This window comes from Nonomuraea sp. CX421 (assembly GCF_059358955.1).
Window position 1 is genome coordinate 37,397 of sequence record NZ_JCADBK010000010.1, and the last position, 24,736, is coordinate 62,132.

The window sequence follows — 24,736 nt, forward strand, 5'->3', positions numbered from 1 at the left end:
TCCCGGCCGGTGCGGGTCTGGTCAGTGGTCTGATCAGTGCGGGTCCGGGCGGTGCGGGTCCGGGCGGTGCGGGTCCGGGCGGTGCGGGTCCGGGCGGTGCGGGTCCGGTCCGGGCGGGCTCGGTCAGTGCGGGCCGCGATAGCCGGGCGGCGGGGTGTCGGCGGTGTACTCCCGCACCGGCTCGCCCCTCAGGAACGATCGCAGGACGTTCAGGTACGGCCGGTCCCGGCCGGCCGCTTCCAGGTGGACGAGCCGCGCGCCGGGCAGCGCCTTCCGGTAGTCCACGGCCGACGACCAGTTCTGCTCGTCGCAGCCGCCCTTGACGACCAGGGCGGGCACGGACAGCCCGGCGAGACCCGGCCGCACGCCCCGGGGCAGGGGCCGCGCGGCCAGGTGCGCGTACCCACCGAGCTCGCCGGGCGGCGGCGAGGCCGAAGACGAGGGCGAATCCGAAGACGGGGCCGAAGACGGGGCCGAAGACGGGCGCGCGGCCGGGCGCGCGGTCGCGGGCGGCGCCGGAGTCGCCGTCGGGCGCGATCCCCGAGGTGCCGGTGAGGCGGCGCGACAGGGCGGACCGGCGGGCCGGGGAAGCCGGGCGTCCAGCTCGTCGTCCCCCGCGAAGGCGTGCGCAGCGGCCGGATCGACGCGCAGCAGCGTGTAGACGGCGAGCATGCGCGTCGAGGGCGCCCCGGACCCGGCCGGGCCGAACAGGGCGGTGGCCCGGTCGGCGGCGGAGGAGTCGAGGCTCGCCGGGTCGGTGAGGACCACCCGGCTCACCCGGTCCGGATGCGCGGCCAGGTAGGCGGCGGCGAGCCGGGCCCCGTGGCCGTGGCCGATCAGGACGAGCCGCTCGGCCCCGATGACACGGCGGGCCGCCTCCAGGTCGGCCGTGTCACGCTCCAGGCCGTAGCCTCGCGGGTCGGCCAGCCGCGCCGACCGGCCGGCTCCGAGCTGGTCGTAGACGTACACCTGGTAGCCGTCGGCGGCGAGCCCGCCGTAGAAGGCCGAGTCGCGGGCCAGGTCGGCCCGCCCGGGGCCGCCGTGCAGGAACACGACCGGCTCGGCCCGGGTCACCCGCTTGGGCGCCACCCGCACGTACGCCAGCCGGGACCCCGTGTCCAGCCGCCACTCCTTCTGCCCGGACACCCGGGACGGCGCGGCGTCCGGCGGGGGAGGGTGGATGAGGGCGGACGTGACCTGCCAGACCACCAGCGCCTCCACGGCCAGGACGGCCCCGGCGCGCGCCCAGCGCCCCCAGGCGACCTGGGGCCGCGGCACGCAGCGCAGCAGGCCGACGAAGAACACCGCGCCGAACACGGCCAGCCCGGCCGCCGCGAAGACGTCCGGGCCGGTGCCGAGCATCGCCGTCCCAGCCAGCGCCGCCAGGCCCAGGACCGGCGCCAGCGCCAGCACCCCGAGCCCGGTCAGCAGCCGGACGACCCACCGGGCGAGAACACGCACACGGCGAAACTAGTACAAAGCTCTCCCCGAGGGGGGATATCACGTCAGCGGGCGGCCCAGCCGCAGGGTGACCCGCCCGCCCCGCCGCACGGTCTCCCGCACGCTCCACACGCACGCGTCGACCACTCCGCCGTCGGGCGTCATGTACGCGCCGGCCTTGAGCGTCGGCCGGCCGCTCTGGTCGGCGACCACCGACGCGCGGGACTCGGAGCCGTCGGTGAACAGCAGCAGGAAGTCGCCGGGATCCGACGGGACCTCCATGACCAGGTCGGAGTGGAGCCGGGGATGGAGGATCTGCACCACTTGATCGTTCATTCCGCCGCACCTACCCACGAACGGGCGCCTCAGAGCACCGGATGGCACCTGCCCCGGACATGCGATGAAATATCAGCAATTCATCTACTGATTGGGAGTTTGTCGTGGCGCTTTTCGACCTGCCGATCGAGCGGCTCCGTTCCTACCGTCCCGAACGGGACGAGCCCGCCGACTTCGATGCCTTCTGGTCACGCACCCTGGCCGAGGCGGGCGAATTCGACCTGGCCGCCACGTTCACCCCGTACGACCTGCCGCTGGCCGCGGTCGACGTGTACGACGTGTCGTTCGCCGGATGGGGCGGCCACCGCGTCAACGGCTGGTTCCTGACCCCGCGCGGCGCCGATCGGCCGCTGCCCTGCGTCATGCACTACATCGGCTACAGCGGCGGCCGCGGCTTCCCGCACGACCACCTGCTCTGGCCGGCCGCGGGCTACGCGGTGTTCGTCATGGAGACGCGCGGTCACGGCGGCGCCAGCCCGCAGCATCCCGGCGTGACGGGCGACCCCCACGGCGGCGACCACGCCCAGGCGCCGGGCATGATGACCCGCGGCATCCTCGACCCCGAGACCTACTACTACCGGCGGGTCTTCACCGACGCGGTCCGGGCGGTCGACGCGGCCGCCGCGCATCCGGCCGTCGACGCGGCGCGCATCGTGGTGTCGGGCGGCAGCCAGGGTGGCGGCATCGCGCAGGCCACGGCCGCGCTGCGCCCCTCGGTCAAGGGGGCGCTCATCGACGTGCCCTTCCTGACCGATTTCAGGCGGGCCGTCGAGATCACCGATCGCGACCCGTACCAGGAGATCGTGCGGTTCCTGGCCTCGCGCAGGGACGGCGCCGAGCGGGTGTTCGCCACGCTGGCCTACTTCGACGGGCTCAACTTCGCCGCCCGAGGCCGGGTGCCCGCGTTGTACTCGGTGGCGCTGATGGACGACGTGTGCCCGCCGTCGACGGTCTTCGGCGCCTACAACCACTGGCAGGGGCCGAAGGAGATCACGGTCTGGCCGTGGAACGGCCACGAGGGCGGGGCGGGATTCCAGCGCGAGAAGCAGCTCCGCCATCTGCGCGAGCTGCTCGCGGACGGCTGATCCGAAAGCCGGTCGCCGCCGGCCCGGCACGGCCCCCCGCCGCACCGGGCCCGGCGATCGGCGGTCAGACGTTCTGGTCGGTCACCAGGAAGGACACGGCCCCCTTGTCGTCGGCGCCGGCGTCCAGGGACTTGTCCTCCAGGACGGTGGCGGCCACAGGGTCGAGATAGACGCGGGCGCCTTCGGTCTCGACCACTTCGTCGGCGGGCTCCGGCTGCGTCGCCAGCGAAAGGGTGAGCGAACCCGAGCCCTCTCCCTGCGACGAGATGCGGATGCCGCCCTGCTCAGGCTCAGGTGCGGACGCGGTCAGGTCACGGATGGCCTGGGCTGCGTTGGCGGTCAGGGTGAGCACTACGGCTCCTCCTCACGGTCGACGTACATGAATTGCCTGCCCTTCCCGCCTCAGGGGGACCCAACCATCTGTGGTCGGATTTCTTTCCGGATCCCCGTGGGGGCAGGACCTACAGCTCGGCGAAGCGTTCCACGTCCTCGGTGCGGCCGGACACGATGATGACGTCGTTGTACGTGAGCTCCGTCTCGGCCGTGGCGTAGGTGAACTCCTCGTCGGGGCTCTTGACCGCGACGACGGTGATGCCGTGCTTGCGGCGCAGGTTGGACTCACCCAGCGGGGCGCCCACGTAGTCCTTCGGCGGCCGCGTCTTGGCCAGCGCGAAGTTGGCGTCGACCTGCATGTAGTCGAGCATCCGCCCGCTCACCAGGTGCGCCACCCGCTCGCCCATGTCGTGCTCGGGGAGCACCACGTGGTGGGCGCCGATGCGGCTGAGGATGCGGCCGTGCTGCTTGCTGACCGCCTTGGCCCAGATGTCGTCGATCTCCAGCTCCACCAGCAGCGACGCGGTGAGGATGCTGGCCTCCAGGTCGCCGCCGATGGCCACGACCGCGCGGTAGAAGTCGGGCACGCCGAGCTGGCGCAGCACCTCCATGTCGGTGGCGTCGGCGACGGCGATCTGCGTGATCTGCCCCGCCAGCGACTGCACCACCTTGGGACGATGGTCGATGGCCAGCACCTCGGTGCCGTGCCGGGAAAGCTCCAGCGCCAGCGAGGTGCCGAACCTGCCCATCCCGATCACCACGACCGGATCGCTTCTCTTGTCAGCCAACGATGATCCGCTCCTCGGGTAGTTCGTAGCGGCGCTGACGCTCCTTCAACGCCAGCGCGGAGCCGAGCGTGAGCGGGCCGATCCGGCCCACGAACATGAGCAACAGCAGCAGGACGTGCCCGGCCGGCGACAACTCGGCGGTGACGCCGGTGGACAGGCCCGCCGTGCTGAACGCCGCGATCACCTCGAACAGCACCTGGTCCAGGCTGTGCGGGGTCAGCACGAGCAGCACGTAGGTCGACACCGCCACCAGGATCACGCTGATCGCGGCGATCGACAACGCCTGGCGCTGGGCCGACTCGGGGACGCGGCGATGACCGACGTTGACCCGGTTCTCGCCCCGCAGCTCGGCCCAGATGACGAACGCCAGCAGCCCGAACGTGGTCACCTTGATCCCGCCGGCCGAGCCCGCGCTGCCGCCCCCGATGAACATCAGCACGTCCGTGGCCAGCCAGCTGGACGGGGTCATCGCGGTGATGTCGAGGCTGTTGAAGCCGGCCGTACGGGGCATGACGGAGGCGAAGAAGGCGGCGAGCAGCCGGCCGCCGTCGTCGAGCGGCCCGAGCGTTCTGGGGTTGTGCCACTCGGCGCCGAGGAACACCAGCGTGCCCGAGCCGATCAGGATCACGGTGACGGTCACCGTGATCCGGGTCAGCACCGACCAGCGGCTGGGCCGCCGCCACGACCTGGCCAGCTCGAACACCACGGGGAAGCCGAGCCCGCCGACGATCACGGCCGCCGCGATCGTCAGGCAGATCCACGGGTCCGCGACGAACCGCATCAGGCTGTCGGGCCACAGGGCGAACCCGGCGTTGTTGAACGCCGACACCGCGTGAAAGGCCCCGAGGTAGGCGGCGCGGCCGAGCGGCTCGCCGTACCCGGTCACGAACCGGACGGTGAGCACCACTGCGGTCACGCTCTCGCACACCAGGCTGAACACCAGCACCTTGCGCAGCACCTGGCGCACGTCCGACATGCTCAGCGTGCGCGTCTCGGCCTGCGCCGCGAGCCGGGCCCGCAGCCCGAGCCGGCCCGCGACCAGCACGGCGAAGACGGTGGCCAGAGTCATGATGCCCAGGCCACCGGCCTGGAACAGCCCGGCGATGACGATCTCGCCGAACATCGACCAGTGCGCCTCGGTGTCCACGATCACCAGGCCGGTCACGCACACGGCGGACGTGGCGGTGAACAGCGCGGTCAGCCAGCCCGCGGACTCACCCGTCGTGGTGGCCACCGGCAGCGCCAGCAGCAGCGTGCCCAGCAGCACGGCGGCGCCGAACCCGGTCACGATGACCTGGGTGGGATGGTGGAAACGTGACAGGAGGCGAGATGACCTCACCCGGCGCGGTCTTCCGGACAAGCCGTCACACGACTTCAGCACTGGCAAGGAGAGTCACGAACGCCTCCGAAGTCCCACGCGACACCGATGATCTGCCGACCGGCTTCCCCGGCGCAGTGGCCTACCGTAACAGGCATGTCGCGTTGACGGCATATGTGATCTGCCTCTCCGCCGCGCGGGAGCTCCCTCAGTCCCGGACCAGGCGATCCACCAGCGCCTGCAGGGTCACGGCCCCGCGCACCGAGCCGTCCTCGACCACGGCGACCAGAGGGCTGTGCGTACGCGCCATCAGCGCCGCGAGCTCCAGCACCGTGGCGTCCGGCCCGCTCACGGGCAGCTCGCGCGGCTTGTCCGGCAGCGCCTCGCGCACGGTCCGGTGGGCCAGGGAGCGCAGGAACAGGTCGGCGTGCGCCTCGTCGACCACGCGGGCCAGCGCGGGATCGTCCATGCAGTAGGTGGGGACGGCCAGTCGCAGCACCTGGGTGCCCGGCAGGATGCTCAGCGGCCGGCCCCGCTCGTCGACCACGATCAGGCCGGGCAGGTCCTGGTCGGCCAGCAGCCGAGCCGCGTCGATCACCGGGGTGTCGACCGTGACGGTGGGGAACTCGGTGACGAGGTCGATGGCACGCATGGGGGGTCCTCCCGAGGTGAACGAACACCGACCCAGCTTCCCGGCGCCCGGGCCAACCTATCGGCTCACAACCGGCATTATCCCCCGGTCAGCGGATGGACGGGCCATTCCAGGACGATCCGGATGGTATGGCTGGCCCTACCATGGGCCGGGGTGCGCGCAGGGCTCCGGTTCCTCCGCTGAGCGACCATGCTGGGGCCTACCACCCACCACCCCGCATCGGAGGAACCGTGACATTTGTGAGAGCCCTGAGCCCTCCTGCCGAACGTGACGAGAGGGGAAGCGACTTCGCGCGGTTGTCGCGGCGTGTCGCCGAGGCGGGCCTGCTGGAGCGCCGGCCTGGCTACTACGCGGCGCGGATGGCCGTCGTGGGCGGCCTGTTCGCCGGGGGGTGGGTCGCCTTCGCCCTGATCGGCGACTCCTGGTGGCAGCTCGCGGTCGCCTTCTTCCTGGCCGTGATGTCCGGGCAGGTCGCGCTGCTGGCCCACGACCTGGCGCACGGCCAGGTTTTCCGCACCCGCCGGGCGAGCGCGACGGCCGGTCTGCTGGTCGGCAACCTCGGCATCGGCCTCGGCTACGGCTGGTGGCAGGACAAGCACACCCGCCACCACGCCAACCCCAACCACGAGGACCACGACCCCGACGTCTCGCCCGAGGTGCTCGTCTGGTCGGTGAGGCAGGCCGAGGCCAGCGGTGGCCTGGCCAGGTTCATCGGCCGCCGCCAGGCGTTCCTGTTCTTCCCGCTGCTCACGCTGGAGGCCGTCAACCTGCACGTGTCGAGCGTACGCGGGCTGCGCCGCCCCACCCTGCGGAACCGGTGGGCCGAGGCGCTGCTGTTGTTCGCCCACTTCGCCCTCTATCTCGGCGGGATCCTCGCGATGCTGCCGCTGGGCAAGGCGGTGGTGTTCATGATCGTGCACCAGGCGCTCTTCGGCGTCTACCTCGGATGCGTGTTCGCGCCCAACCACAAGGGCATGCCGGTGCTCACCGCCGGCGACCGGCTCGACTTCCTCCGTCGCCAGGTCCTCACCTCCCGCAACGTGACCGGAGGACTCCTGGTCGACACCGCCCTGGGCGGGCTCAACCACCAGATCGAGCACCACCTGTTCCCGAGCATGCCGAGCGTCAACCTGCGCCGGGCACGGCCCCTCGTGCGGGAGCACTGCGCGGCGCTGGGCGTGAACTACACCGAGTGCGGGCTGCTCGCCTCATGGGGCCAGGCCCTGCGCCACCTGCACGCGGTGGGAGAGCCCCTGCGCCGCTGATCTCGCCCGCCGTGGGCTACGGCCACGCATACAGACGGCCACGCATACAGAGGGCCACGCATACAGAGGGCCACGCATACAGAGGCCCACGCATACAACGGCGCGCAGCGGTTAGAAGTCCACTTCCGGCCACCGCGAGACCCTCAGGAGCGGCGTTGACGACAGCCATGAACCCATCCACGACCCCTGACGGCATCGCGGGCTGGGCGGTCGGGCTCATGGAGTCGCTCGGGGCGCCCGGCGCCGGGCTCCTCGTCGCGCTGGAGAACCTGTTCCCGCCGCTGCCCAGCGAGATCATCCTGCCGCTGGCGGGATTCGCCGCCGCACGGGGGGAGATGGCCCTGTGGGAGGTGCTGGTCTGGACCACGCTCGGCTCGCTGGCCGGAGCGCTCGTCCTGTACGGCGTCGGGGCGCTGCTCGGCCGGCGGCGCATCCTCGCCCTGACCGCCAAGATCCCGCTGCTGAAGCCCGCCGACGTGGAGAAGGCCGAGGACTGGTTCGCCCGCCACGGGCGCAGGACCGTCTTCCTGGGCCGCATGGTCCCCGGCTTCCGCAGCGTGATCTCCATCCCGGCCGGTCTGGAGCGCATGCCGCTGGCCGGCTTCGCCCTGCTCACCGCCCTGGGCAGCCTCATCTGGAACACCGTGCTGGTGCTGGCCGGCTATCTGCTCGGCGATCAGTGGTCGCTGGTGCAGACCTACGTGGGCGGCGCCACCAGAGTGGTGCTCGTGCTGGTCGTGCTCGGCCTGCTGATCTTCGTCGGCCGCCGCGTCGCCGAGAGCCGCAAGAGCAGGAAGAGCCGCCACGTCGCCGGGAGCCGCGAGGACTGACCCGCTCAGAGCCCGTACGCCTCCAGCAGCCGCAGCCACACCTCGCTGACCGTCGGGAAGGCCGGGACCGCGTGCCAGAGCCGGTCCAGCGGCACCTCGCCGGTCACCGCGATCGTCGCCGAGTGCAGCAGCTCGGCCACGCCCGGCCCGGCGAACGTCACCCCGAGCGGCACCCGCCGCTCCTCGTCCACCACCATCTTGGCCCGCCCCCGGTAGCCGTCGCCGAGGAGGTAGGCGCCCGTGACCGAGCCCAGGTCGTACTCGACCGCGCGCACCTGGAAGCCCGCCGCGCGGGCCGCGGCCTCGGTGCGCCCCACCGCGCAGATCTGCGGGTCGGTGAACACCACCTGCGGCGGCCCGTACGCGTCGGCCGTGTCACGCAGGGACGGCAGGTCGTCGCGCTCGCCCTTGGCCCGCGCGGCGATGACGTCGCCGCAGAGCCGCGCCTGGTACTTGCCCATGTGCGTCAGTAGCGCGCGCCCGTTGACGTCGCCGACCGCGTAGAGCCAGCCGTCCTCGACGGCGGTCGCCCGCATGCTGTCGTCCACCTCGACCGTGCCCTTGCCGGGCAGGCCGATCGTCTCCAGGCCGATCCCGATCGTCGCGGGGACGCGGCCGGTCGCCACCAGCAGCTCGTCGGACTCGATCGGCGGGCCGTCCGGCAGGTGCACGGTCACCTTGCCGCCCGGCTCCGGCCGCTCCACCCGGACCGCCTCGGTGTGGGTCCGCACCTCGATGCCCGCGTCGGCGAACGACTCGGCGAGCAACTCGCTGGCGAACGGCTCCATCCGGTCGAGCAGCCGGTCGCCGCGCACCAGCACGGTCGTCTGCCGCGCGCCGAGGCCGTGCATGGCCTGGGCCATCTCGCAGGCCACCACGCCGCCGCCGATGACGGTCAGCCGTTCGGGCACCGAGGTGGCCGCGGTGACCTCGTGACTCGTCCAGGGGGCGGCCTCGCGCAGCCCCGGCACCGGCGGCACCGCGGCCGTGCTGCCCGTCGCCAGGACCACGGCGTGCCGGGCGGTCAGCACCCGCTCGGAGCCGTCCGGCGCGCTCACCCGCACGCGCCGGGCGCCGTCGAGCCGCCCGCGCCCGCGGACGAACTCGGCGGGCACGCCCTCGATCCACCGGACCTGGCCGGCGTCGTCGTAGTGGGACACCGCCTCGTCGCGCCGGGCCAGCACCGCGCTCACGTCGACGGGCCCCATCGACAGGCCGGGCACCCGCCCGGCCTCGGCGACCAGATCGACCGGGCGCAGCAGCGCCTTGCTGGGCACGCACGCCCAGTAGGAGCACTCGCCGCCGGCCAGCCGCGGCTCCACGACGGCCGCCGTGAGCCCGCCCCGCACCACCCGATCCGCCACGTTCTCACCGGCGGGACCGGCGCCCACCACGATCACATCGAACTCGTCGCCCACGTCGGCCTCCCCTGTCAGTCCTGCCGTCAGCCTTTCACGACCGGCGGGGCGGCGGTCCCGTTCAATGGGTGTAGGGAGTGGCGAGCCGCGCGTCGTGCAGCACGGAGCCCCACCAGCCGAGCTGGTCGAGCAGCTCCTTGGCCGCGCCGCCGGGCCCGTCGGGGTCCACCGGCCCGCCGTCGGCGCCGAAGCGCTCCCAGGGCTGGTCGAAGCTCACGGTGTTCCGCACGGTCACCGCGTGCATCTCCGCGAACACCCCGCGCAGGTGCTCCACCGCCCGCAGCCCTCCGCCCATGCCGCCGTAGGAGACGAAGCCCACCGGCTTGGCCTGCCACTCGGTGAAGTGCCAGTCGATCAGGTGCTTGATCGAGGCGGGGTAGCTGTGGTTGTACTCCGGCGTGACCACGACGAAGGCGTCGGCCCCGGCCAGCCGTCCGGCGAGGGCGGTCAGCTCGGCCGGGCGCCTGCCGGCGACCTTCAGGACGTCGGGGTCGGCGGGCAGCGCGGCCGGCAGGGCGACCTCGGCCAGGTCGAGGACGTCGAGGTCGAACCGGGCGTGCCGCCGGACCTCGCCGGTGAACCACTCGGCGATCATCGGGCCGAACCGGCCCTCCCTGACGCTGCCGAGCACCACCACGAGCTTGAGATTCTGATCGGACATGCCGAACTCCCGTCGATCTCGCCGGCGCCCGCCGGTCGGGCGCCGCTGCGATCAGGCTGGCGGTGCTCGGCGAGGTGCGGGAAGGCCGGGCCGGGACGGGCACTGTCAGGGCCACCATCCCGGACGAGGCGGCCGGTAGTGTCCATGTGTGACCATCAACGAGCTGGGCGCCTACCTGCGCGCCCGCCGCGAAGCCGTCACCCCCGCCGACGTCGGGCTGCCCGCCGGTGCCCGGCGGCGCACGCCGGGGTTGCGCCGGTCCGAGCTGGCGACGCTGGCCGGGGTGAGCGTCGAGTACCTGGCGCGGCTGGAGCAGGGCCGCGACCGTCACCCGTCCGTGCAGGTCCTCGGGGCGCTCGCCGACGTGCTGCGTCTGGACCCGGAGGAGCGGATCCATCTGCGCCGCCTGAGTAAGGGGGCCGACGGCGGCGTCCTCTGCCCGGCCGGTGTGCCGCCCGCCCGCTCGGTGCGGCCGACGGTGCGGGCGCTGCTCGACCGCCTGGAGCCCGCACCGGCTCTGCTGCTCAACCGGCTCGGTGAGGTGCTCGCCCGCACGTCCGGCTACGAACGCCTGGCGGCCCCCCTCGGCCTGCTCGACGGTGACCCGCCGAGCCTGGTCAGGTTCGTGTTCACCGACTCCCGCGCGCGGGCCGTCTACCCCGACTGGGAGCGTGTCGCCGACGAGCTGGTGGCCGTGCTCAAACTCGAGTCGTCGCGCGACGACCCGCACGTGTCGCACCTCGCCGACGAGCTGACCGTCGTCGCGGGCGCCCCGTTCGCCGACCGTCTGGCCGCACCGGCCGGGCCGCCGTCACCCACCGGGGTCGAGCGGCTGACACACCCCGAGGCGGGGGAGTTGCGCCTGGCCTACGAGACGTTGGAGCTGCCGGTGAAGGACGGGCAGCGCCTGGTCGTCTACCTTCCGGCCGACGACGCGACCGCGCTCGCGCTCGACCGGCTGTCCGGCCGCCGTCCCGGCGGCCTGCGCGCGGTGAACGACTGAGCCGGGCTCTCCCGCCCGCGGCGTGGGGCGCGCGGGCGGGGCCGGGACGGCGGCCGGTCAGGCGCGTTTGGCGATGGCCGTGATCAGCGGCTGCACGAGCTTGGCCGCGAGCGGTCCGAACGCCGCCAGGATGAGGACGTACGTGGCGGCCAGCGGTCCCAGGTCGGGATGCACGCCGGCGGCCACGGCCAGGCCGGCGATGACGATGTTGAACTCACCGCGCGGGATGAGCGCGATGCCCGCGCGGGCCCGGCCGGCCGTCGCGATGCCCGCCCTGCGGGCCGCGTACGCGCCGGTCAGCAGCTTGGTGATCATGCTGATCAGGGCCAGCAGCGCGGCCAGGCCGGCCACCGGGAGCATTTTCGTGGGATCGGTCTGCAGGCCGAAGAAGACGAAGAACACCGCGGCGAACAGGTCGCGCAGCGGCGCCAGCAGCGCCTGCGCGTCGTGGGCCAGCTGCCCCGACAGCGCGATGCCGACCAGGAAGGCGCCGACCGCCGCCGAGACCTGCAGCTGCTGCGCCAGCCCGGCCACCAGCAGCGCGAGCCCGACGATCTTCAGCAGCAGCACCTCGTTGTTGGGACTGGAGACGAACGCCTCGATCCATTTGCCGAAGCGCAGCGCGATGAGCAGGACCGCGCTCACCGTGGCCAGCGCGATCGCCACCGTGACGGCCCCGGCGGCCAGGCTCAGTCCGGCCAGCATGGCGGTCAGCACCGGCAGGTAGACCGCCATCGTCAGGTCCTCGAAGACCAGCAACGACAGGACGGTCGGTGTTTCGCGGTTACCGATCCACCCCAGATCCGACAGCACTTTGGCGGTGATGCCGGAGGAGGTGGCATAGGTGACGCCGGCCATCGCCACCGCGGCGACCGGCCCCCAGCCGAGCAGCAGCGCGCAGATGGCGCCGGGCGCGGCGTTGAGCACTAAGTCCACCAGGCCGGCGGGGGCGTTGCCCTTGAGGCTCGCCACGAGCTCGTCGGCGTTGTACTCCAGGCCGAGCGTGAGCAGCAGCAGCACGACGCCGATCTCGGCGCCGACGGAGATGAAATCCTCGCTGGTGGCCAGCGGGAGCACTCCGCCGGTGCCGAAGGCGAGGCCGGCGATCAGGTAGAGCGGGATGGGCGAGATGCCGACGCGCAGCGCGAGCGCGCCGAGCACGCCCAGTCCCAGGAGAACAGCACCGAATTCGAGGAAAAGGATGGCGGTATGGTGCACCCGCGGCCCTACCCGTGCGCCAGGATGTCGGTCACCTCGGAGGTGCTGTCCGCGCTGCCCACGACGACGACGACGTCGTTCTCGTCGAACACGAAGTCGGGGGCGGGGCTGGCGAAGACCCGCCCGCTGCGCACCACCGCCACGATGGAGGCGCTGGTGCGCGTCCGTACGCGCGCGTCAGCCATCGGACGACCCACGTACGGGGAGCCGGACGGGATCGGGATCTGCAGGCTCACCAGACCCTCCACCTGCTCGTGGAGCGCGTTGAGGCGCTGCACGATGCGCGGAGCGCCGAGGAGCTCGGCCAGCGCGTCGGCCTCTTCGTCGTTGAGCTTGACCGAGTCGCACACTCGGTCAGGATCTTCGCTGTCATAGATGACCAGATCCCGTCGTCCGGTTCGGTGTGAGATGACACCGATCCGCTGGCCTGACCGCGTAGTGAACTCGTGACGCAACCCGATGCCGGGCAACGCCGTCTGCTCGACCTCCACCGTCTATCCCACCCACCCGTTTTACGCATTTCGCGGTTACTTTAGCAGTTTGGGAGATCTGTCCGTTCCGTCGGGGAACCAGATCTCCGGGCAACGCACAGATGGTAGGCCCATTGCCGGGACCGCCCGACTATTTCACTTGATGTCGTCATACTTCGTGAGAAAGCGGTTCACAAGAGGGTCAGTGTCTGGCGGGCGATCTCCCACTCCTCGTCGGTCGGGACGACGAGCACTGCCACCTCGGAGCCCGGGGGCGACACAGCGCGTTCGCCGGTGGACTCGGCCTGGTTGAGCACCGGGTCCACGCTGATGCCGAGCCGCTCCAGGCCCCGCGTCGAGGCGGCCCGGGTGGCGGCGTCGTGCTCGCCCACGCCGCCGGTGAAGACGATCGCGTCCACCTGGCCGAGCAGCGCGTAGTAGGCGCCCACGTACTTGCGGATCCGGTGCGTGTAGACGTCCAGGGCGAGGCGCGCCCGCTCGTCGCCGCCGGCCGCGCGCCGCCGTACCTCCCGCATGTCGGAGTGGCCGGCGAGCGCCAGCAGGCCGCCGCGGCGGGTCAGCGCCTGCTCGGTGGCCTCGGCGTCCATCCCGGTCACCCGTTGCAGATAGCCGGGCAGGGCGGGGTCGACGTCGCCCGAGCGGCTGCCCATGACGAGGCCCTCCAGGGGCGTCAGCCCCATGGAGGTGTCCACGCTGCGGCCTCCCGCGATCGCGGTGGCGCTCGCGCCGTTGCCCAGGTGCAGCACGATCATGCTGAGGCGCTCCGGTTCGCGCCCCAGCATCGCCGCCGCCCGCTCCGACACGTACGCGCAGGACGTGCCGTGGAAGCCGAACCGCCGCACCCCCCACTCCTCCGGGACCGCGTACGTGTACGCGGCCGGCGGCAGGGTGTGGTGGAAGGCGGTGTCGAACACCGCCACCTGCGGCACCCCCGGGAAGGCGTCCTGCGCCACCCGGATCCCGACCAGGTTCACCGGGTTGTGCAGCGGCGCGAGCGGCGCGAGCTCCTCGATCTGGGCGATCACGCGATCGTCGACCAGCACCGGCTCCCGGAACAGGGTGCCGCCGTGGACCACCCGGTGCCCCACCGCCACGGGGTCGAGCTCAGGCCCCGCCTCGGCGAACGCCTTCAGCACCGCGGCCAGCCCCTCGGCGTGCCCGGGGAAACGCCCCTCCCTCTCGTACGGCGGATCGTCGCCGCAGTGGTGCGTGAGCCGGCCTCGCTCCTCCCCGATCCGCTCGACCAGGCCCCGGGCCGGACGGCCCCGGGTCTCGACGTCGATCAGCTCGTACTTGATCGAGGAGGAGCCGGTGTTCACGACGAGAATGCGTTCGGCCATGTCCATCCACTGATCTCCGGAAGGTCCTCGCCGTGCTCACGGGTGTAGGCGCGCGCCCGCAGCCGGGAGTCCATCATGTGCTGGCGCAGGTGGGCCTGGGTGCTGCCGAGGCCGGGAACACGGTCGATCACGTCCATGACCAGGTGGAAGCGGTCGATGTCGTTGAGCATGACCATGTCGAACGGCGTCGTCGTGGTGCCCTCCTCCTTGTAGCCGCGCACGTGCAGGTTGGGGTGCCCGTTGCGGCGGTAGGTGAGCTGGTGGATCAGCGACGGGTAGCCGTGGAAGTTGAAGACCACCGGCCGGTCGGCGGTGAACAGCGTGTCGAACTCGGCGTCCGACATGCCGTGCGGGTGCTCCGAGTGCGGCTGCAGGCGCATCAGGTCGACCACGTTGACCACCCGGACCCTCAGCTGCGGCAGGTACTCGCGCAGCAGCGCGGCGGCGGCGAGCGTCTCCAGGGTGGGCACGTCGCCGGCGCACGCCAGCACCACGTCCGGATCGGTCCCGGCGTCGGTCGAGGCCCACGGCAGGATGCCCAGCCCCCGGGTGCAGTGGGCGATGGCCTCGTCCATGGTGAACAGGTCGAGCACCGGCTGCTTGCCCGCCACGATCACGTTCACGTAGTCGCGCGAGCGCAGGCAGTGGTCTCCCACCGAGAGCAGCGTGTTGGCGTCCGGCGGCAGGTAGACCCGCACGACCTCGGCCTTCTTGTTGACCACCACGTCCAGGAAGCCCGGGTCCTGGTGGCTGAAGCCGTTGTGGTCCTGCCGCCAGACGTGCGAGGACAGCAGATAGTTGAGCGAGGCCACCGGCAGCCGCCACGGGATCTTCCGCGACGACTCCAGCCACTTGGCGTGCTGGTTGAACATCGAGTCGACGATATGGATGAACGCCTCATAGCAGTTGAACAGGCCGTGCCGCCCGGTCAGCAGGTAGCCCTCCAGCCAGCCCTGGCACAGGTGCTCGCTCAAGACCTCCATGACCTGCCCGCCCGGGGCCAGGTGCTCGTCGGTCGGCTCGATGGCCGCGTCCCACGCCCGGTCGGTGACCGAGAAGACGTCCGAGAGCCGGTTGGAGGCGGTCTCGTCGGGCCCCATGAGCCGGAAGATCGACGGATTGGCGGCGATGACGTCGCGCAGCAGCCCGCCCAGCACCCGGGTCGGCTCGGTCGACTGGACGGCCGGCGCCTTCACCTCCACCGCGTACGACCGGAAGTCGGGCAGCCGCAACGGCTGCAGCAGCTCGCCGCCGTTGGCGTGCGGGTTGGCGCTCATCCGGAGCGGACCCACCGGCACCGACCGCAGGATCTCGGGCACCGGGCGGCCGTCGGCGTCGAACAGCTCCTCCGGCCGGTAGGAGCGCATCCACTCCTCCAGCTGGGCCAGCCGGTCCGGCCGGTTCCGTACGTCGGTGAGCGGCACCTGGTGCGAGCGCCACGTCCCCTCGACGGGCAGGCCGTCGACCTCGCGGGGCCCGGTCCAGCCCTTCGGCGTCCGAAGAATGATCATCGGCAGCCGGTCGGCCTTGCCGGCCTTGTAGGCGGCGATCTCGGAATGGGCCTGGTCGAGCGTGGTCGCCATCTCCAGGTGGTCCGGGCCCACGAGGTGAGGCCGGTAGCCGTACCCCTCCATGAGTTTGATCAACTCTTCCAGTGGAATCCTGGCCAGGATGGTGGGATTGGCGATCTTGTATCCGTTGAGGTGCAGGATCGGCAGCACCACGCCGTCGCGCCGGCGGTTGAGCAGCTTGTTGGAGTGCCAGCTGGCGGCCAGCGGGCCGGTCTCCGCCTCTCCGTCGCCGATGACGCACGCCACCATCAGGTCGGGGTTGTCGAACGCCGCGCCGAACGCGTGGGCGAGGCTGTAGCCCAGCTCGCCGCCCTCGTTGATGGAGCCCGGCGTCTCGGGCGCGACGTGGCTCGGAATGCCGCCGGGAAAGGAGAACTGGCGGAAGAGCCGCCGCATGCCCTCCTCGTCCCGCGACACGTTCGGGTACTTCTCCGAATAGGAGCCCTCCAGCCAGGACAGCGCCACGGCCGCCGGGCCGCCGTGCCCTGGCCCGACGACGTAGATCATGTCCTGGTCGTGCTCCTTGATGAGCCGGTTCAGGTGGGCGAAGCAGAAGTTGAGCCCCGGCGTGGTGCCCCAGTGGCCGAGCAGACGTGGCTTGACGTGCTCGGGCCGGAGGGGTTCGGTCAGCAGCGGGTTGTCGAGCAGGTAGATCTGGCCTACCGACAGGTAGTTCGCCGCACGCCAGAAAGCGTCGATTTGATCCATGACTAGCTGATTCCTCCAAACTGGCGGCTCAACCGGATTAGATCGCCTCTCCTGGGCAGAGGATGCGAACCCGTCGAGCAGCGAGGCGTCATGGAGATCAGGAGAGCAGACGAGCAGGCGTTCAGCATTCCCTTTACCCAGAAGAACATCCCACGGGCGCGCACCGCCGCGATGAGCCTGGCCCGGGCCCAGGGAATGTCGCCCGAGCGGGTGATCGACCTCGCCCTGGTGGTGAACGAGGCCATGGTCAACGCCGTCGCCCACGGCGGCGGACGCGGCCGGCTGCGCGTGTGGTGCCGCCGAGGCGCCCTGCACTGCGAGATCGAGGACCAGGGGCCCGGCATCCCCGCGCGCCGGCTGGACCGCACCGATCCGCCGCCGCCGTCCTCGCTGGGAGGCTGGGGCATTTGGCTGATCCGTCGCCTGGCCGATAAGGTCGCCCTTACGACCGGCCCGGATGGCACCGCCGTACACATCGCGATGGACCTCTCCGCACGCGAGGGCGCTGTGCCGTAAGGGCCCCATTCAGCTCTGGTAGGCGGGCGGGTGAACACAGACTCCGGTGATGTCGGCCCCCCGCCGTTGTTCGTCACGTTCTTCGCGGAGAGCAGCCTGGCCGACACCCGCGCCGCCGTCCAGCGGCACGCGCGCGAGCAGGGGTTGATCGGCGAGCGGCTCGAAGACTTCGTCATGGCGGTCAACGAGTGTCTGGTCAATGTCCTGGCCCATGGCGGCGGGCAGGGGCGGCTGCGCCTGTGGCGCGAGGGCGAGACCCTGCTCTGCGAGGTCAGAGACTCCGGCGGCGGCATCCCCGCGCGCTACCTCGACGAGTCGGAGCTGCCCGAGCCCTCCCAGCTCGGCGGCCGGGGCATCTGGCTGATCCGCCGGCTCACCGACGGCGCGGTGTTCGCGACCGGCCCCGCCGGCACCACCGTCCTCATCGCCAAGAAGCTGCCCGGTGGCCGCGCCGAGCGGTCCCACCGGCCCGCGAGCGGGTCCGCCGACCGCGCCTGACCCCGGCGTCCCCTGGATATCCGGACAGGTCGCGATATGGTGCCGGACATGGGTCTCCGCAGTGCGCGCTGGTACTCAGGTGACGACCGAAACTCCTTGATCCACCGTGCCTGGATGCGCCGCGGCCTGCCGGACGAGGCGTTCGACGGCGAGCGGCCGCACATCGCGATCGCCAACACCGCCTCCGACCTCACCCCCTGCAACTCCCATCTGAACGAGATCGCCGACAGCGTGAAGCAGGGCGTGTGGGCGGCCGGTGGGATCCCGCTCAACCTGCCGGTCGTCTCCCTGGGCGAGACCAACGTCCGGCCCACCGCGATGCTCTGGCGCAATCTCGCCGCCATGGCCACCGAGGAGATGCTGCGCGCCAACCCGATCGACGGCGTGGTGCTGCTCGGCGGCTGCGACAAGACGATCCCGTCGCTGCTCATGGCCGCCGCCTCGGTCGACCTGCCCGCGGTCGTGCTGCCCGGCGGCCCGATGCTGACCGGCCACTTCCGCGGCGTGCCCCTCGGCTGCGGCACCGACGTGTGGCGGCTCAGCGAGGAGGTGCGCGCCGGCACCCTGTCCCGCGAGGCGTTCCTGCGGTCGGAGTCGTCGATGATCCGCAGCCGTGGCCACTGCAACACGATGGGCACCGCCTCCACCATGGCCTGCGTGGCCGAGGCCCTCGGCATGACCCTGCCCGGCACGGCCGGCACCCCCGCCCCCGACAGCAGGCTGCTCCAGCGCTCCCACGAGACCGGCCGCCTCGCCGTCGAGCTGGTGCGCCGGGGCCGCCGCCCGAGCGATGTGATGACCAGGGGCTCGTTCCTGAACGCGATCGTGACCCTCGCCGCGATCGGCGGCTCCACCAACGCGGTCGTCCACCTGCTGGCCATCGCCGGCCGCCTGGGCGTCCCGCTCACCCTCGACGACTTCGACCGCGCGGGCTCCGGGGTGCCGCTGCTCGCCGACCTCCAGCCCGCCGGCCGCCACCTGATGGACGACCTGTTCCGGGCGGGCGGGCTGCTCGCCCTGCTGAAGGAGGTCGAGGACCTGCTCGACCCCGCCGCGCCGACCGTCACCGGCCGGCCGCTCGTCGAGCACCTCGCGGACGCCGTCGTCTGGGACGAGACCGTCATCAGGCGGCGCGCCGACCCGCTGCTGCCCGACGCGGGCATCGCGGTCCTGCGCGGAAACCTCGCCCCCGACGGCGCCGTGATCAAACCCGCCGCCGCCTCGCCCGAACTGCTCCGGCACCGCGGCCGGGCCGTCGTCTTCGACGGCATCGAGGACGTCCACGCCCGGCTCGACTCACCCGGCCTCGACGTGGACGAGACGTCCGTGCTGGTGCTGCGCGGCTGCGGGCCCAGGGGCTACCCGGGCATGCCGGAGGTCGGCAACCTGCCGCTGCCCGCCAGACTGCTGGCCAAGGGGGTGCGCGACATGGTGCGGATCAGCGACGCGCGGATGAGCGGCACCGCCTACGGCACGGTCGTCCTGCACGTCGCGCCGGAGGCCGCCGCGGGCGGGCCGCTGGCCCGGGTGCGCAGCGGTGACCCCATCGTGCTCGACGTGGCCGCCCGCCGCCTCGACGTGGACCTGCCCGCCGGTGAGCTGGCCGCCCGCGAGCCGGTCATGACCGGCCACGCCCGCCCCGTACGCGGCTGGGAACGCCTCTACGTCGACCACGTCACCCAGGCCGACCGGGGAGCCGACCTCGACTTCCTCACCGGGTCGAGCGGCGCGGGCGTGGGCCGCGACTCCCACTGACGGCTGAAGAGTCACTCCGCCGTGCGCGGAATCGTCCCAGCCGGGTACGGGGTTACGGCAGCATGTGATCGGTTTTCGACGGTACGAGGAGGAAGACGTGGGCGGCGACATCACCCGGAGCCACGAGTGGACGGCTCTGGCCAAGCACCACGAGGAGCTGGCGGGCAGGCACCTTCGGGAGCTGTTCGCCGAGGACCCCGGCCGCGCCGGGCGGATGACGCTGACCGCCGGTGACCTGCTCCTCGACTACTCCAAGCACCGGGTGACGTCCGAGACCGTCGACCTGCTGGTGGCGCTGGCCGAGCGGGCCGGGCTGCGCGAGCGCGTCGAGGCCATGTTCCGCGGCGACCACATCAACGTCAGCGAGGACCGGGCGGTGCTGCACGTGGCGCTGCGCACGCCGCCCGGCGCGGCGCTCGTCGTCGACGGCCAGGACGTGACCGCCGACGTGCACGAGGTGCTCGGCAGGATGAGCGCCTTCGCCGACCGGGTCCGCTCCCGCGAGTGGCGCGGCGCCACCGGGCAGCCGATCACGACGGTGGTCAACATCGGCATCGGCGGCTCCGACCTGGGCCCCGCCATGGCCTACGAGGCGCTGCGCGACTACGCCGACGCGGGCGTCCAGGCCAGGTTCGTCTCCAACATCGACCCGGCCGACATCACCGGCAACCTCGCCGGGCTCGACCCCGCGACCACGTTGTTCGTGATCAGCTCCAAGACGTTCACCACGCTCGAGACCCTCACCAACGCCAAGGTCGCCCGCGACTGGCTGGTCGGCGCGCTCGGTGAGGACGCCGTCGCCCGGCACTTCGTGGCCGTCTCCACCAACGCCGCCAAGGTCGCCGAGTTCGGCATCGACACCGCGAACATGTTCGGCTTCTGGGACTGGGTGGGCGGGCGCTACTCCTACGACGGCGCGATCGGCCTGTCGCTGATGCTCGCCATCGGGCCCGAGCGGTTCCGCGAGATGCTGGCCGGGTTCCACGTCATCGACGAGCACTTCCGGAGCGCGCCCTTCGCGGCCAACATGCCCGTGCTGCTCGGGCTGCTCGGCATCTGGTACTCCAACTTCTTCGGCGCCGAGACCAGGGCCGTCCTGCCCTACAGCCAGCGGCTGCACCGCTTCCCGGCCTACCTGCAGCAGCTGACCATGGAGTCCAACGGCAAGTCGGTGGGCGCCGACGGCGAGCCCGTCACCGCCGCCACCGGCGAGATCTTCTGGGGCGAGCCCGGCACCAACGGCCAGCACGCCTTCTACCAACTGCTGCACCAGGGCACCCGCCTGGTGCCGGCCGACTTCATCGGCTTCGCCGAGCCGTTCGAGGACCGCGAGGGCATGCACGACCTGCTCAACGCCAACCTGTTCGCGCAGACCTCGGCGCTCGCGTTCGGCAGGACCGCCGAGGAGATCGCCGGCGAGGGCACGCCGGCCGGGCTCGTCCCGCACAAGGTGATGCCGGGCAACCGGCCCACCTCGACGATCCTGGCGCCCAAGCTCACCCCCTTCACACTGGGCCAGCTCGTCGCGCTCTACGAGCACATCGTGTTCGTCGAGGGCACCGTCTGGGGCATCGACTCCTTCGACCAGTGGGGCGTCGAGCTGGGCAAGAAGATGGCGCTCGACCTGGCGCCCGCGCTCACCTCCGAGGAGCCGCCGGTCACCTTCCCTGATCCGTCCACCGAGCGGCTCGTGCGCGCCTACCGGGAGCTGCGCGGCCGGCGTCCCTGACCGCCCCGGGGCGTGCCCGCGTTGACGGCCGGGGCCCGGCCGTCCGACGATCTCAGGCATGCCCCTCATCCCGGTACCCGGCCGCGACCACACCTGGGCGGCGCTCACCCCGGCCACCGCGTACGTCTTCAGCGTCGAGACGGTCCCGGCGACGGCCGACGCCGGGACCGGCGTGGAGATCGACATCGGCCCGGACGACGGGCCGGGAGCGGAGCCGCGTGCCGCGACGGGCGGAGAGAGCCGCGTCGTCCAGCGCTACTGGGGCCCGCGCCCACCCGTCGCGGCGCTCGGCCAGCTCACCGACCCGTTGCCGGGCGGGATCCCCACCGGCTTCCTCGACCCCGCCGACGCCGGCGAGCTGCTGCCCGTCGACGGCGGCCGCCGCTGGGGCGTGCCGTCGCTGCAGGCCGTCCACCCGGGCGGGGTGCGCTCGGTCGAGCTCGGCTTCGAGCAGGCCGTCCACGGCGAGAACGAGCTCGGCCTCGTGCTGCGCGACCACGTCTGCGGCCTGCGCGTCGGCCTGCACTTCCGCGTCTTCGACGACTGCGACGTCATCGAGCGCTGGGTGACCCTGACCAACGAGTCGGCCGAGCCGGTGCGGCTGCTGCGGGCCGACTCCGGGAGCTGGGTCATCCCCGAGCAGGCCGGGTTCCGCTACACCGGCGTGGCGGGCGGGTGGGGGAGCGAGACCCACGTGCACCACGGCGAGCTGCCGCCCGGCGAGACGACGTTCACCAGCCGGACCGGCACCACCTCCCACAAGGCCAACCCGTGGATCATGATCGGTGACGCCACCGAGACCAGCGGCCGGGTCTGGAGCGTGGCGCTGGCCTGGAGCGGCTCGTGGCGACTCACCACCCAGCGGCGGCCCGAAGGCGACGTGGCGGTCAGCGCCGGGTTCGGCCACGAGGGCCTGTCCTGGCCGCTCGCCCCCGGCGCCACCCTGAGCACCCCGCCCGCGCTCGGCCTGCACACCGACGGCGGCCACGGCGCGGCCAGCCGGGCCTGGCACGACCACGCCCGCCGGCATGTGCTGCCCACTCCGGACGAGGAACGGCCCGTGCTCTACAACTCGTGGGAGGCCACCTGGTTCGACGTCACCGAGGAGGGCCAGCTCGACCTCGCCCGCAGGGCCGCCGGCCTGGGCGTGGAGCTGTTCGTCGTGGACGACGGCTGGTTCGGCCGGCGCACCGGCGACACTCGTGGCCTCGGCGACTGGTGGCCGAACCCCGACCGCTTCCCGCGCGGCCTGGGCGCGCTCTTCGCCGGGGTCCGCGAGCTAGGCATGCTGCCCGGCCTCTGGGTCGAGCCCGAGATGGTCAACCCCGACAGCGACCTCTACCGCGAGCGTCCCGACTGGGTGCTGCACTATCCCGGACGCCGCCGCGACACCATGCGCAACCAGCTCGTGCTCAACTTCGCCCGTGACGACGTGCGCGCCTGGGCGCTCGGCTGGCTCGACGGCCTGGTCGGCGAGCACGACCTGGCCTATCTCAAGTGGGACATGAACCGCAGCTTCAGCCAGGCCGGCTGGGCCGAGGGCGGCGACCTGCTCTGGATCGAGCACACCAGAGGCGTCTACGCGATCATGGACGAGCTGCGCCGGCGGCATCCCCGGCTCAGGATCGAGTCGTGCTCCGGCGGCGGCGGGCGGATCGACTTCGGCGTGCTGCGGCGTACGGACCAGGTGTGGACCTCCGACAACACCGACGCCCGCGACCGGCAGCCGATCCAGCAGGGCTTCTCCTACCTCTACCCGGCGAGCGCCATGTCCTGCTGGGTGACCGACAGCCCCAACCCGATCACCGGTCGCGCGGTGCCGCTGCGCTACCGGTTCCACGTCGCCATGGCCGGCACGCTCGGCATCGGCGGCGACCTGACCCGGTGGAGCGACGAGGAGTTGGAGGAGGCGCGGCGGCTGGTCGCCGACTACAAGGCGGTGCGGCCGGTCATCCAGCACGGCGTCCTGCACCGGCTGGCCGGCACGCCCGGCAGCACCGCCTCGGCCGTGCAGTACACCCTCGGTGACCGGGTCGTCGTGCTCGCCTACAACCCGTACACGCTGGACCGGCGGCCGCCCCGGCGGCTGCGGCTGGCCGGCCTCGACCCCGACGCCGTCTACCGGGACTCCCATGGCGTCGACCGGCACGGCGCCACCCTCATGCACCACGGCCTGGTCCTGCCGACCTGGCGGCACGCGGGCGCCGACTACCGCAGCGAGATGGTGGTGCTGCGACGGACATAGGGCTTCGGCCCGCCCGCGCGCCGTAGGGTAGGGCGTCATGACCTCTGTGACGCAGATCGTGGCCTTCGGCGGAGTGGTGATGCTCGGGGCGATGTCTCCCGGGCCCGACTTCGCGGTCGTCGTCCGCCGCTCCGCGGTCTCCGGTCGCGGCCACGGCATGGCGGCCGCGGCGGGCATCTCCCTCGGGGTGTCCGCCTGGGTGGCGGCCGCGGCGACGGGCATCGCGGCCCTGCTGGCGGCCTCGGCGGTGGCCTTCACCGTGGTCAAGGTGGTCGGCGCCGCCTACCTGCTGTTCCTCGGCGTCAAGGCGCTGCGGGCGGCCCTGCGCTCGGGCGGCGAGCTGAGCCTGGACGTGCCGGATCCGGGTGGCCGGAGCTCGTGGGCGGCGTTCGCCGAAGGGCTGCTGACGAACGTGCTCAACCCCAAGGCGGCGCTGTTCTTCGTAGCCCTGGTGCCGCAGTTCGTCGCCTCTGACGCCGCGCTGGGCGACGCGCTGGTGCTGTCGGTCATCGCGCTCGCGGGGACCGTGGCGTGGTTCATGGTGGTGGCCAACATCGTGGGGGCGTTGCGCAAGGTGTTCGCCAGGCCGGCCGTACGCCGGAGCATCGACGGTCTGACCGGCGCCGCCCTCATCGGGCTCGGCGTCAACCTGGCGGCCGCCGGTCGTCCCTAGCGCGTGCCCGTGGAATGTCAGGCGATCGTGACGCCGAGAAGGTGGCCGAGCCCGTAGGTGACGGTCGCCGCGCCGACGCCCAGCCCCAGCTGCCGCAGGCCGCCCAGCCACCACGGCCGGGCGGTCAGCCGGGCGACCACCGCCCCGAACCCGAACAACGCCAGCACGCTCAGCACCACCGCCACCCCCAGCCCCGACGCCCCGAACAGGAACGGCACCAGCGGCACCAGTGCCCCGGCGGAGAACGCGCCGAAGGACGAGGCGGCGGCCAGGTAGGGCGACGGCAGGTCGTCCGGGTCGACGCCCAGCTCCTCGCGTACGTGCACGCGCAACGCCTGCTCCGGGTCGGCCGACAGCCCGGCGGCCACCTGCTCGGCCAGCTCGGCGTCCAGGCCGCGGGACCGGTACAGCGCGGCCAGCTCCGCCTGCTCTCCGTCGGGGTCGCGGGCCAGCTCGCGGCGCTCCACGGCGATCTCCGCGCGCATCAGCTCCGTCTGCGACTTCACCGACGTGTATTCGCCCGCCGCCATCGAGAACGCCCCGGCGGCCAGGCCCGCGAACCCCGCCAGCACTGCCGCCTGGCCCGCGCCCGCCGCGCCCACCACTCCGGCGATCAACGCGAAGTTTGAGACGAGTCCGTCCATCGCGCCGAACACCGCCGGCCGCAACCACCCTCCGGACACGTCCCGGTGGGTGTGATGCCGCTCCGGGGAGTGCGGCTGGGCGAGCTCGATGGTCATGAAAACTTTCCCCTCCTGATCACAACTCGTATGAAAATTTAGACATATTTCCGTACGTGTCGCAACGAAGGAGAGGCTTGCCTGACCTGCGCTTTCATTGGTTTGGTGACAGTATGTCGTGAA

23 protein-coding genes are annotated in these 24,736 nt (G+C 72.3%); 10 read left to right on the top strand and 13 right to left on the bottom strand.

Translation table 11 applies throughout. The annotated features are described in order from the left end of the window. Positions 1 to 123 precede the first annotated feature (123 nt). Together AC5L3X_RS19575 and AC5L3X_RS19580 are read right to left on the bottom strand one after the other, a co-directional pair. Positions 124 to 1,461 carry an alpha/beta fold hydrolase gene (locus AC5L3X_RS19575; RefSeq protein WP_494858591.1) on the bottom strand — a complete coding sequence of 446 codons (1,338 nt, stop codon included), beginning with the start codon at positions 1,459 to 1,461 and terminating at the stop codon, positions 124 to 126. A gap of 39 nt (positions 1,462 to 1,500) precedes the next feature. Further along, positions 1,501 to 1,776 carry a hypothetical protein gene (locus tag AC5L3X_RS19580; RefSeq protein WP_494858593.1) on the bottom strand — a complete coding sequence of 92 codons (276 nt, stop codon included), beginning with the start codon at positions 1,774 to 1,776 and terminating at the stop codon, positions 1,501 to 1,503. Between the two features lie 104 nt (positions 1,777 to 1,880). On the opposite strand from AC5L3X_RS19580, the gene AC5L3X_RS19585 reads away from it, so the two are divergent. Then, the gene (locus AC5L3X_RS19585; protein WP_189122997.1) at positions 1,881 to 2,861 is read left to right on the top strand and encodes an acetylxylan esterase; all 981 of its coding nucleotides are present in this window, start codon (positions 1,881 to 1,883) and stop codon (positions 2,859 to 2,861) included. A gap of 64 nt (positions 2,862 to 2,925) precedes the next feature. Here AC5L3X_RS19585 and AC5L3X_RS19590 read toward each other — a convergent pair whose 3' ends face one another. The 4 genes from AC5L3X_RS19590 to AC5L3X_RS19605 form a co-directional block, all read right to left on the bottom strand. Continuing rightward, complete coding sequence (locus AC5L3X_RS19590; RefSeq protein WP_189122996.1) at positions 2,926 to 3,213, bottom strand: HesB/IscA family protein; 288 nt, start codon at positions 3,211 to 3,213, stop codon at positions 2,926 to 2,928. A 109-nt stretch (positions 3,214 to 3,322) separates the two neighbouring features. Further along, positions 3,323 to 3,982, bottom strand: coding sequence for a potassium channel family protein (locus AC5L3X_RS19595; protein ID WP_494858596.1), 660 nt, complete (start codon positions 3,980 to 3,982; stop codon positions 3,323 to 3,325). Then, complete coding sequence (locus AC5L3X_RS19600; protein WP_494858598.1) at positions 3,975 to 5,321, bottom strand: TrkH family potassium uptake protein; 1,347 nt, start codon at positions 5,319 to 5,321, stop codon at positions 3,975 to 3,977. The genes AC5L3X_RS19595 and AC5L3X_RS19600 overlap by 8 nt, the downstream gene beginning before the upstream one ends. Before the next feature lie 187 nt (positions 5,322 to 5,508). Next, positions 5,509 to 5,952, bottom strand: a complete 444-nt coding sequence (locus AC5L3X_RS19605; protein ID WP_494858600.1) for a CBS domain-containing protein — start codon at positions 5,950 to 5,952, stop codon at positions 5,509 to 5,511. Between the two features lie 326 nt (positions 5,953 to 6,278). Between AC5L3X_RS19605 and AC5L3X_RS19610 the strand changes: the two genes are divergently transcribed. Both AC5L3X_RS19610 and AC5L3X_RS19615 read left to right on the top strand, forming a co-directional pair. After that, a complete protein-coding gene (locus tag AC5L3X_RS19610; RefSeq protein ID WP_494858853.1) occupies positions 6,279 to 7,217 on the top strand; it encodes a fatty acid desaturase family protein in 939 nt (312 codons plus the stop codon). Positions 7,218 to 7,372: 155 nt separating this feature from the next. Then, the gene (locus AC5L3X_RS19615) at positions 7,373 to 8,047 is read left to right on the top strand and encodes a DedA family protein (protein WP_494858602.1); all 675 of its coding nucleotides are present in this window, start codon (positions 7,373 to 7,375) and stop codon (positions 8,045 to 8,047) included. Between the two features lie 5 nt (positions 8,048 to 8,052). Here the strand turns inward: AC5L3X_RS19615 and AC5L3X_RS19620 are convergent, their stop codons facing one another. After that, positions 8,053 to 9,465 carry a dihydrolipoyl dehydrogenase family protein gene (locus AC5L3X_RS19620; protein WP_494858604.1) on the bottom strand — a complete coding sequence of 471 codons (1,413 nt, stop codon included), beginning with the start codon at positions 9,463 to 9,465 and terminating at the stop codon, positions 8,053 to 8,055. A 61-nt stretch (positions 9,466 to 9,526) separates the two neighbouring features. Next, positions 9,527 to 10,126: an NADPH-dependent FMN reductase gene (locus AC5L3X_RS19625; protein WP_494858606.1), complete on the bottom strand. Its 600-nt coding sequence runs from the start codon at positions 10,124 to 10,126 to the stop codon at positions 9,527 to 9,529. Between the two features lie 148 nt (positions 10,127 to 10,274). Between AC5L3X_RS19625 and AC5L3X_RS19630 the strand changes: the two genes are divergently transcribed. Then, complete coding sequence (locus tag AC5L3X_RS19630; RefSeq protein ID WP_189122990.1) at positions 10,275 to 11,129, top strand: helix-turn-helix domain-containing protein; 855 nt, start codon at positions 10,275 to 10,277, stop codon at positions 11,127 to 11,129. 57 nt (positions 11,130 to 11,186) lie between these two features. Here the strand turns inward: AC5L3X_RS19630 and AC5L3X_RS19635 are convergent, their stop codons facing one another. The 4 genes from AC5L3X_RS19635 to AC5L3X_RS19650 form a co-directional block, all read right to left on the bottom strand. After that, on the bottom strand, positions 11,187 to 12,290 hold the full coding sequence (locus tag AC5L3X_RS19635; RefSeq protein WP_494858608.1) for a cation:proton antiporter: 1,104 nt from the start codon (positions 12,288 to 12,290) through the stop codon (positions 11,187 to 11,189). A gap of 65 nt (positions 12,291 to 12,355) precedes the next feature. Then, positions 12,356 to 12,838 carry a cation:proton antiporter regulatory subunit gene (locus AC5L3X_RS19640; protein WP_358472246.1) on the bottom strand — a complete coding sequence of 161 codons (483 nt, stop codon included), beginning with the start codon at positions 12,836 to 12,838 and terminating at the stop codon, positions 12,356 to 12,358. Between the two features lie 170 nt (positions 12,839 to 13,008). After that, positions 13,009 to 14,178 carry an acetate/propionate family kinase gene (locus tag AC5L3X_RS19645; RefSeq protein WP_494858610.1) on the bottom strand — a complete coding sequence of 390 codons (1,170 nt, stop codon included), beginning with the start codon at positions 14,176 to 14,178 and terminating at the stop codon, positions 13,009 to 13,011. Beyond that, the gene (locus AC5L3X_RS19650; RefSeq protein ID WP_494858611.1) at positions 14,154 to 16,457 is read right to left on the bottom strand and encodes a phosphoketolase family protein; all 2,304 of its coding nucleotides are present in this window, start codon (positions 16,455 to 16,457) and stop codon (positions 14,154 to 14,156) included. The genes AC5L3X_RS19645 and AC5L3X_RS19650 overlap by 25 nt, the downstream gene beginning before the upstream one ends. 90 nt (positions 16,458 to 16,547) lie before the next feature. Here AC5L3X_RS19650 and AC5L3X_RS19655 point away from each other — a divergent pair, with 90 nt between their 5' ends. The 6 genes from AC5L3X_RS19655 (at position 16,548) to AC5L3X_RS19680 (ending at position 23,873) form a co-directional block, all read left to right on the top strand. Continuing rightward, positions 16,548 to 16,973 carry an ATP-binding protein gene (locus AC5L3X_RS19655; RefSeq protein WP_189122985.1) on the top strand — a complete coding sequence of 142 codons (426 nt, stop codon included), beginning with the start codon at positions 16,548 to 16,550 and terminating at the stop codon, positions 16,971 to 16,973. Positions 16,974 to 17,003: 30 nt separating this feature from the next. Next, a complete protein-coding gene (locus AC5L3X_RS19660; protein ID WP_225262217.1) occupies positions 17,004 to 17,471 on the top strand; it encodes an ATP-binding protein in 468 nt (155 codons plus the stop codon). Positions 17,472 to 17,519: 48 nt separating this feature from the next. Then, positions 17,520 to 19,226, top strand: coding sequence for an IlvD/Edd family dehydratase (locus AC5L3X_RS19665; RefSeq protein ID WP_494858612.1), 1,707 nt, complete (start codon positions 17,520 to 17,522; stop codon positions 19,224 to 19,226). Positions 19,227 to 19,323: 97 nt separating this feature from the next. After that, the gene (gene pgi, locus AC5L3X_RS19670) at positions 19,324 to 20,955 is read left to right on the top strand and encodes a glucose-6-phosphate isomerase (protein WP_494858614.1); all 1,632 of its coding nucleotides are present in this window, start codon (positions 19,324 to 19,326) and stop codon (positions 20,953 to 20,955) included. A gap of 58 nt (positions 20,956 to 21,013) precedes the next feature. After that, positions 21,014 to 23,200, top strand: a complete 2,187-nt coding sequence (locus tag AC5L3X_RS19675; protein ID WP_494858615.1) for an alpha-galactosidase — start codon at positions 21,014 to 21,016, stop codon at positions 23,198 to 23,200. 37 nt (positions 23,201 to 23,237) lie between these two features. After that, positions 23,238 to 23,873 (top strand): LysE family translocator, encoded by a 636-nt coding sequence (locus tag AC5L3X_RS19680; RefSeq protein WP_494858616.1) that lies wholly within the window; start codon positions 23,238 to 23,240, stop codon positions 23,871 to 23,873. A gap of 17 nt (positions 23,874 to 23,890) precedes the next feature. Here the strand turns inward: AC5L3X_RS19680 and AC5L3X_RS19685 are convergent, their stop codons facing one another. Next, entirely contained in the window at positions 23,891 to 24,613 is a 723-nt protein-coding gene (locus AC5L3X_RS19685) for a VIT1/CCC1 transporter family protein (RefSeq protein ID WP_189122980.1), read from the bottom strand. Positions 24,614 to 24,736 lie beyond the last annotated feature (123 nt).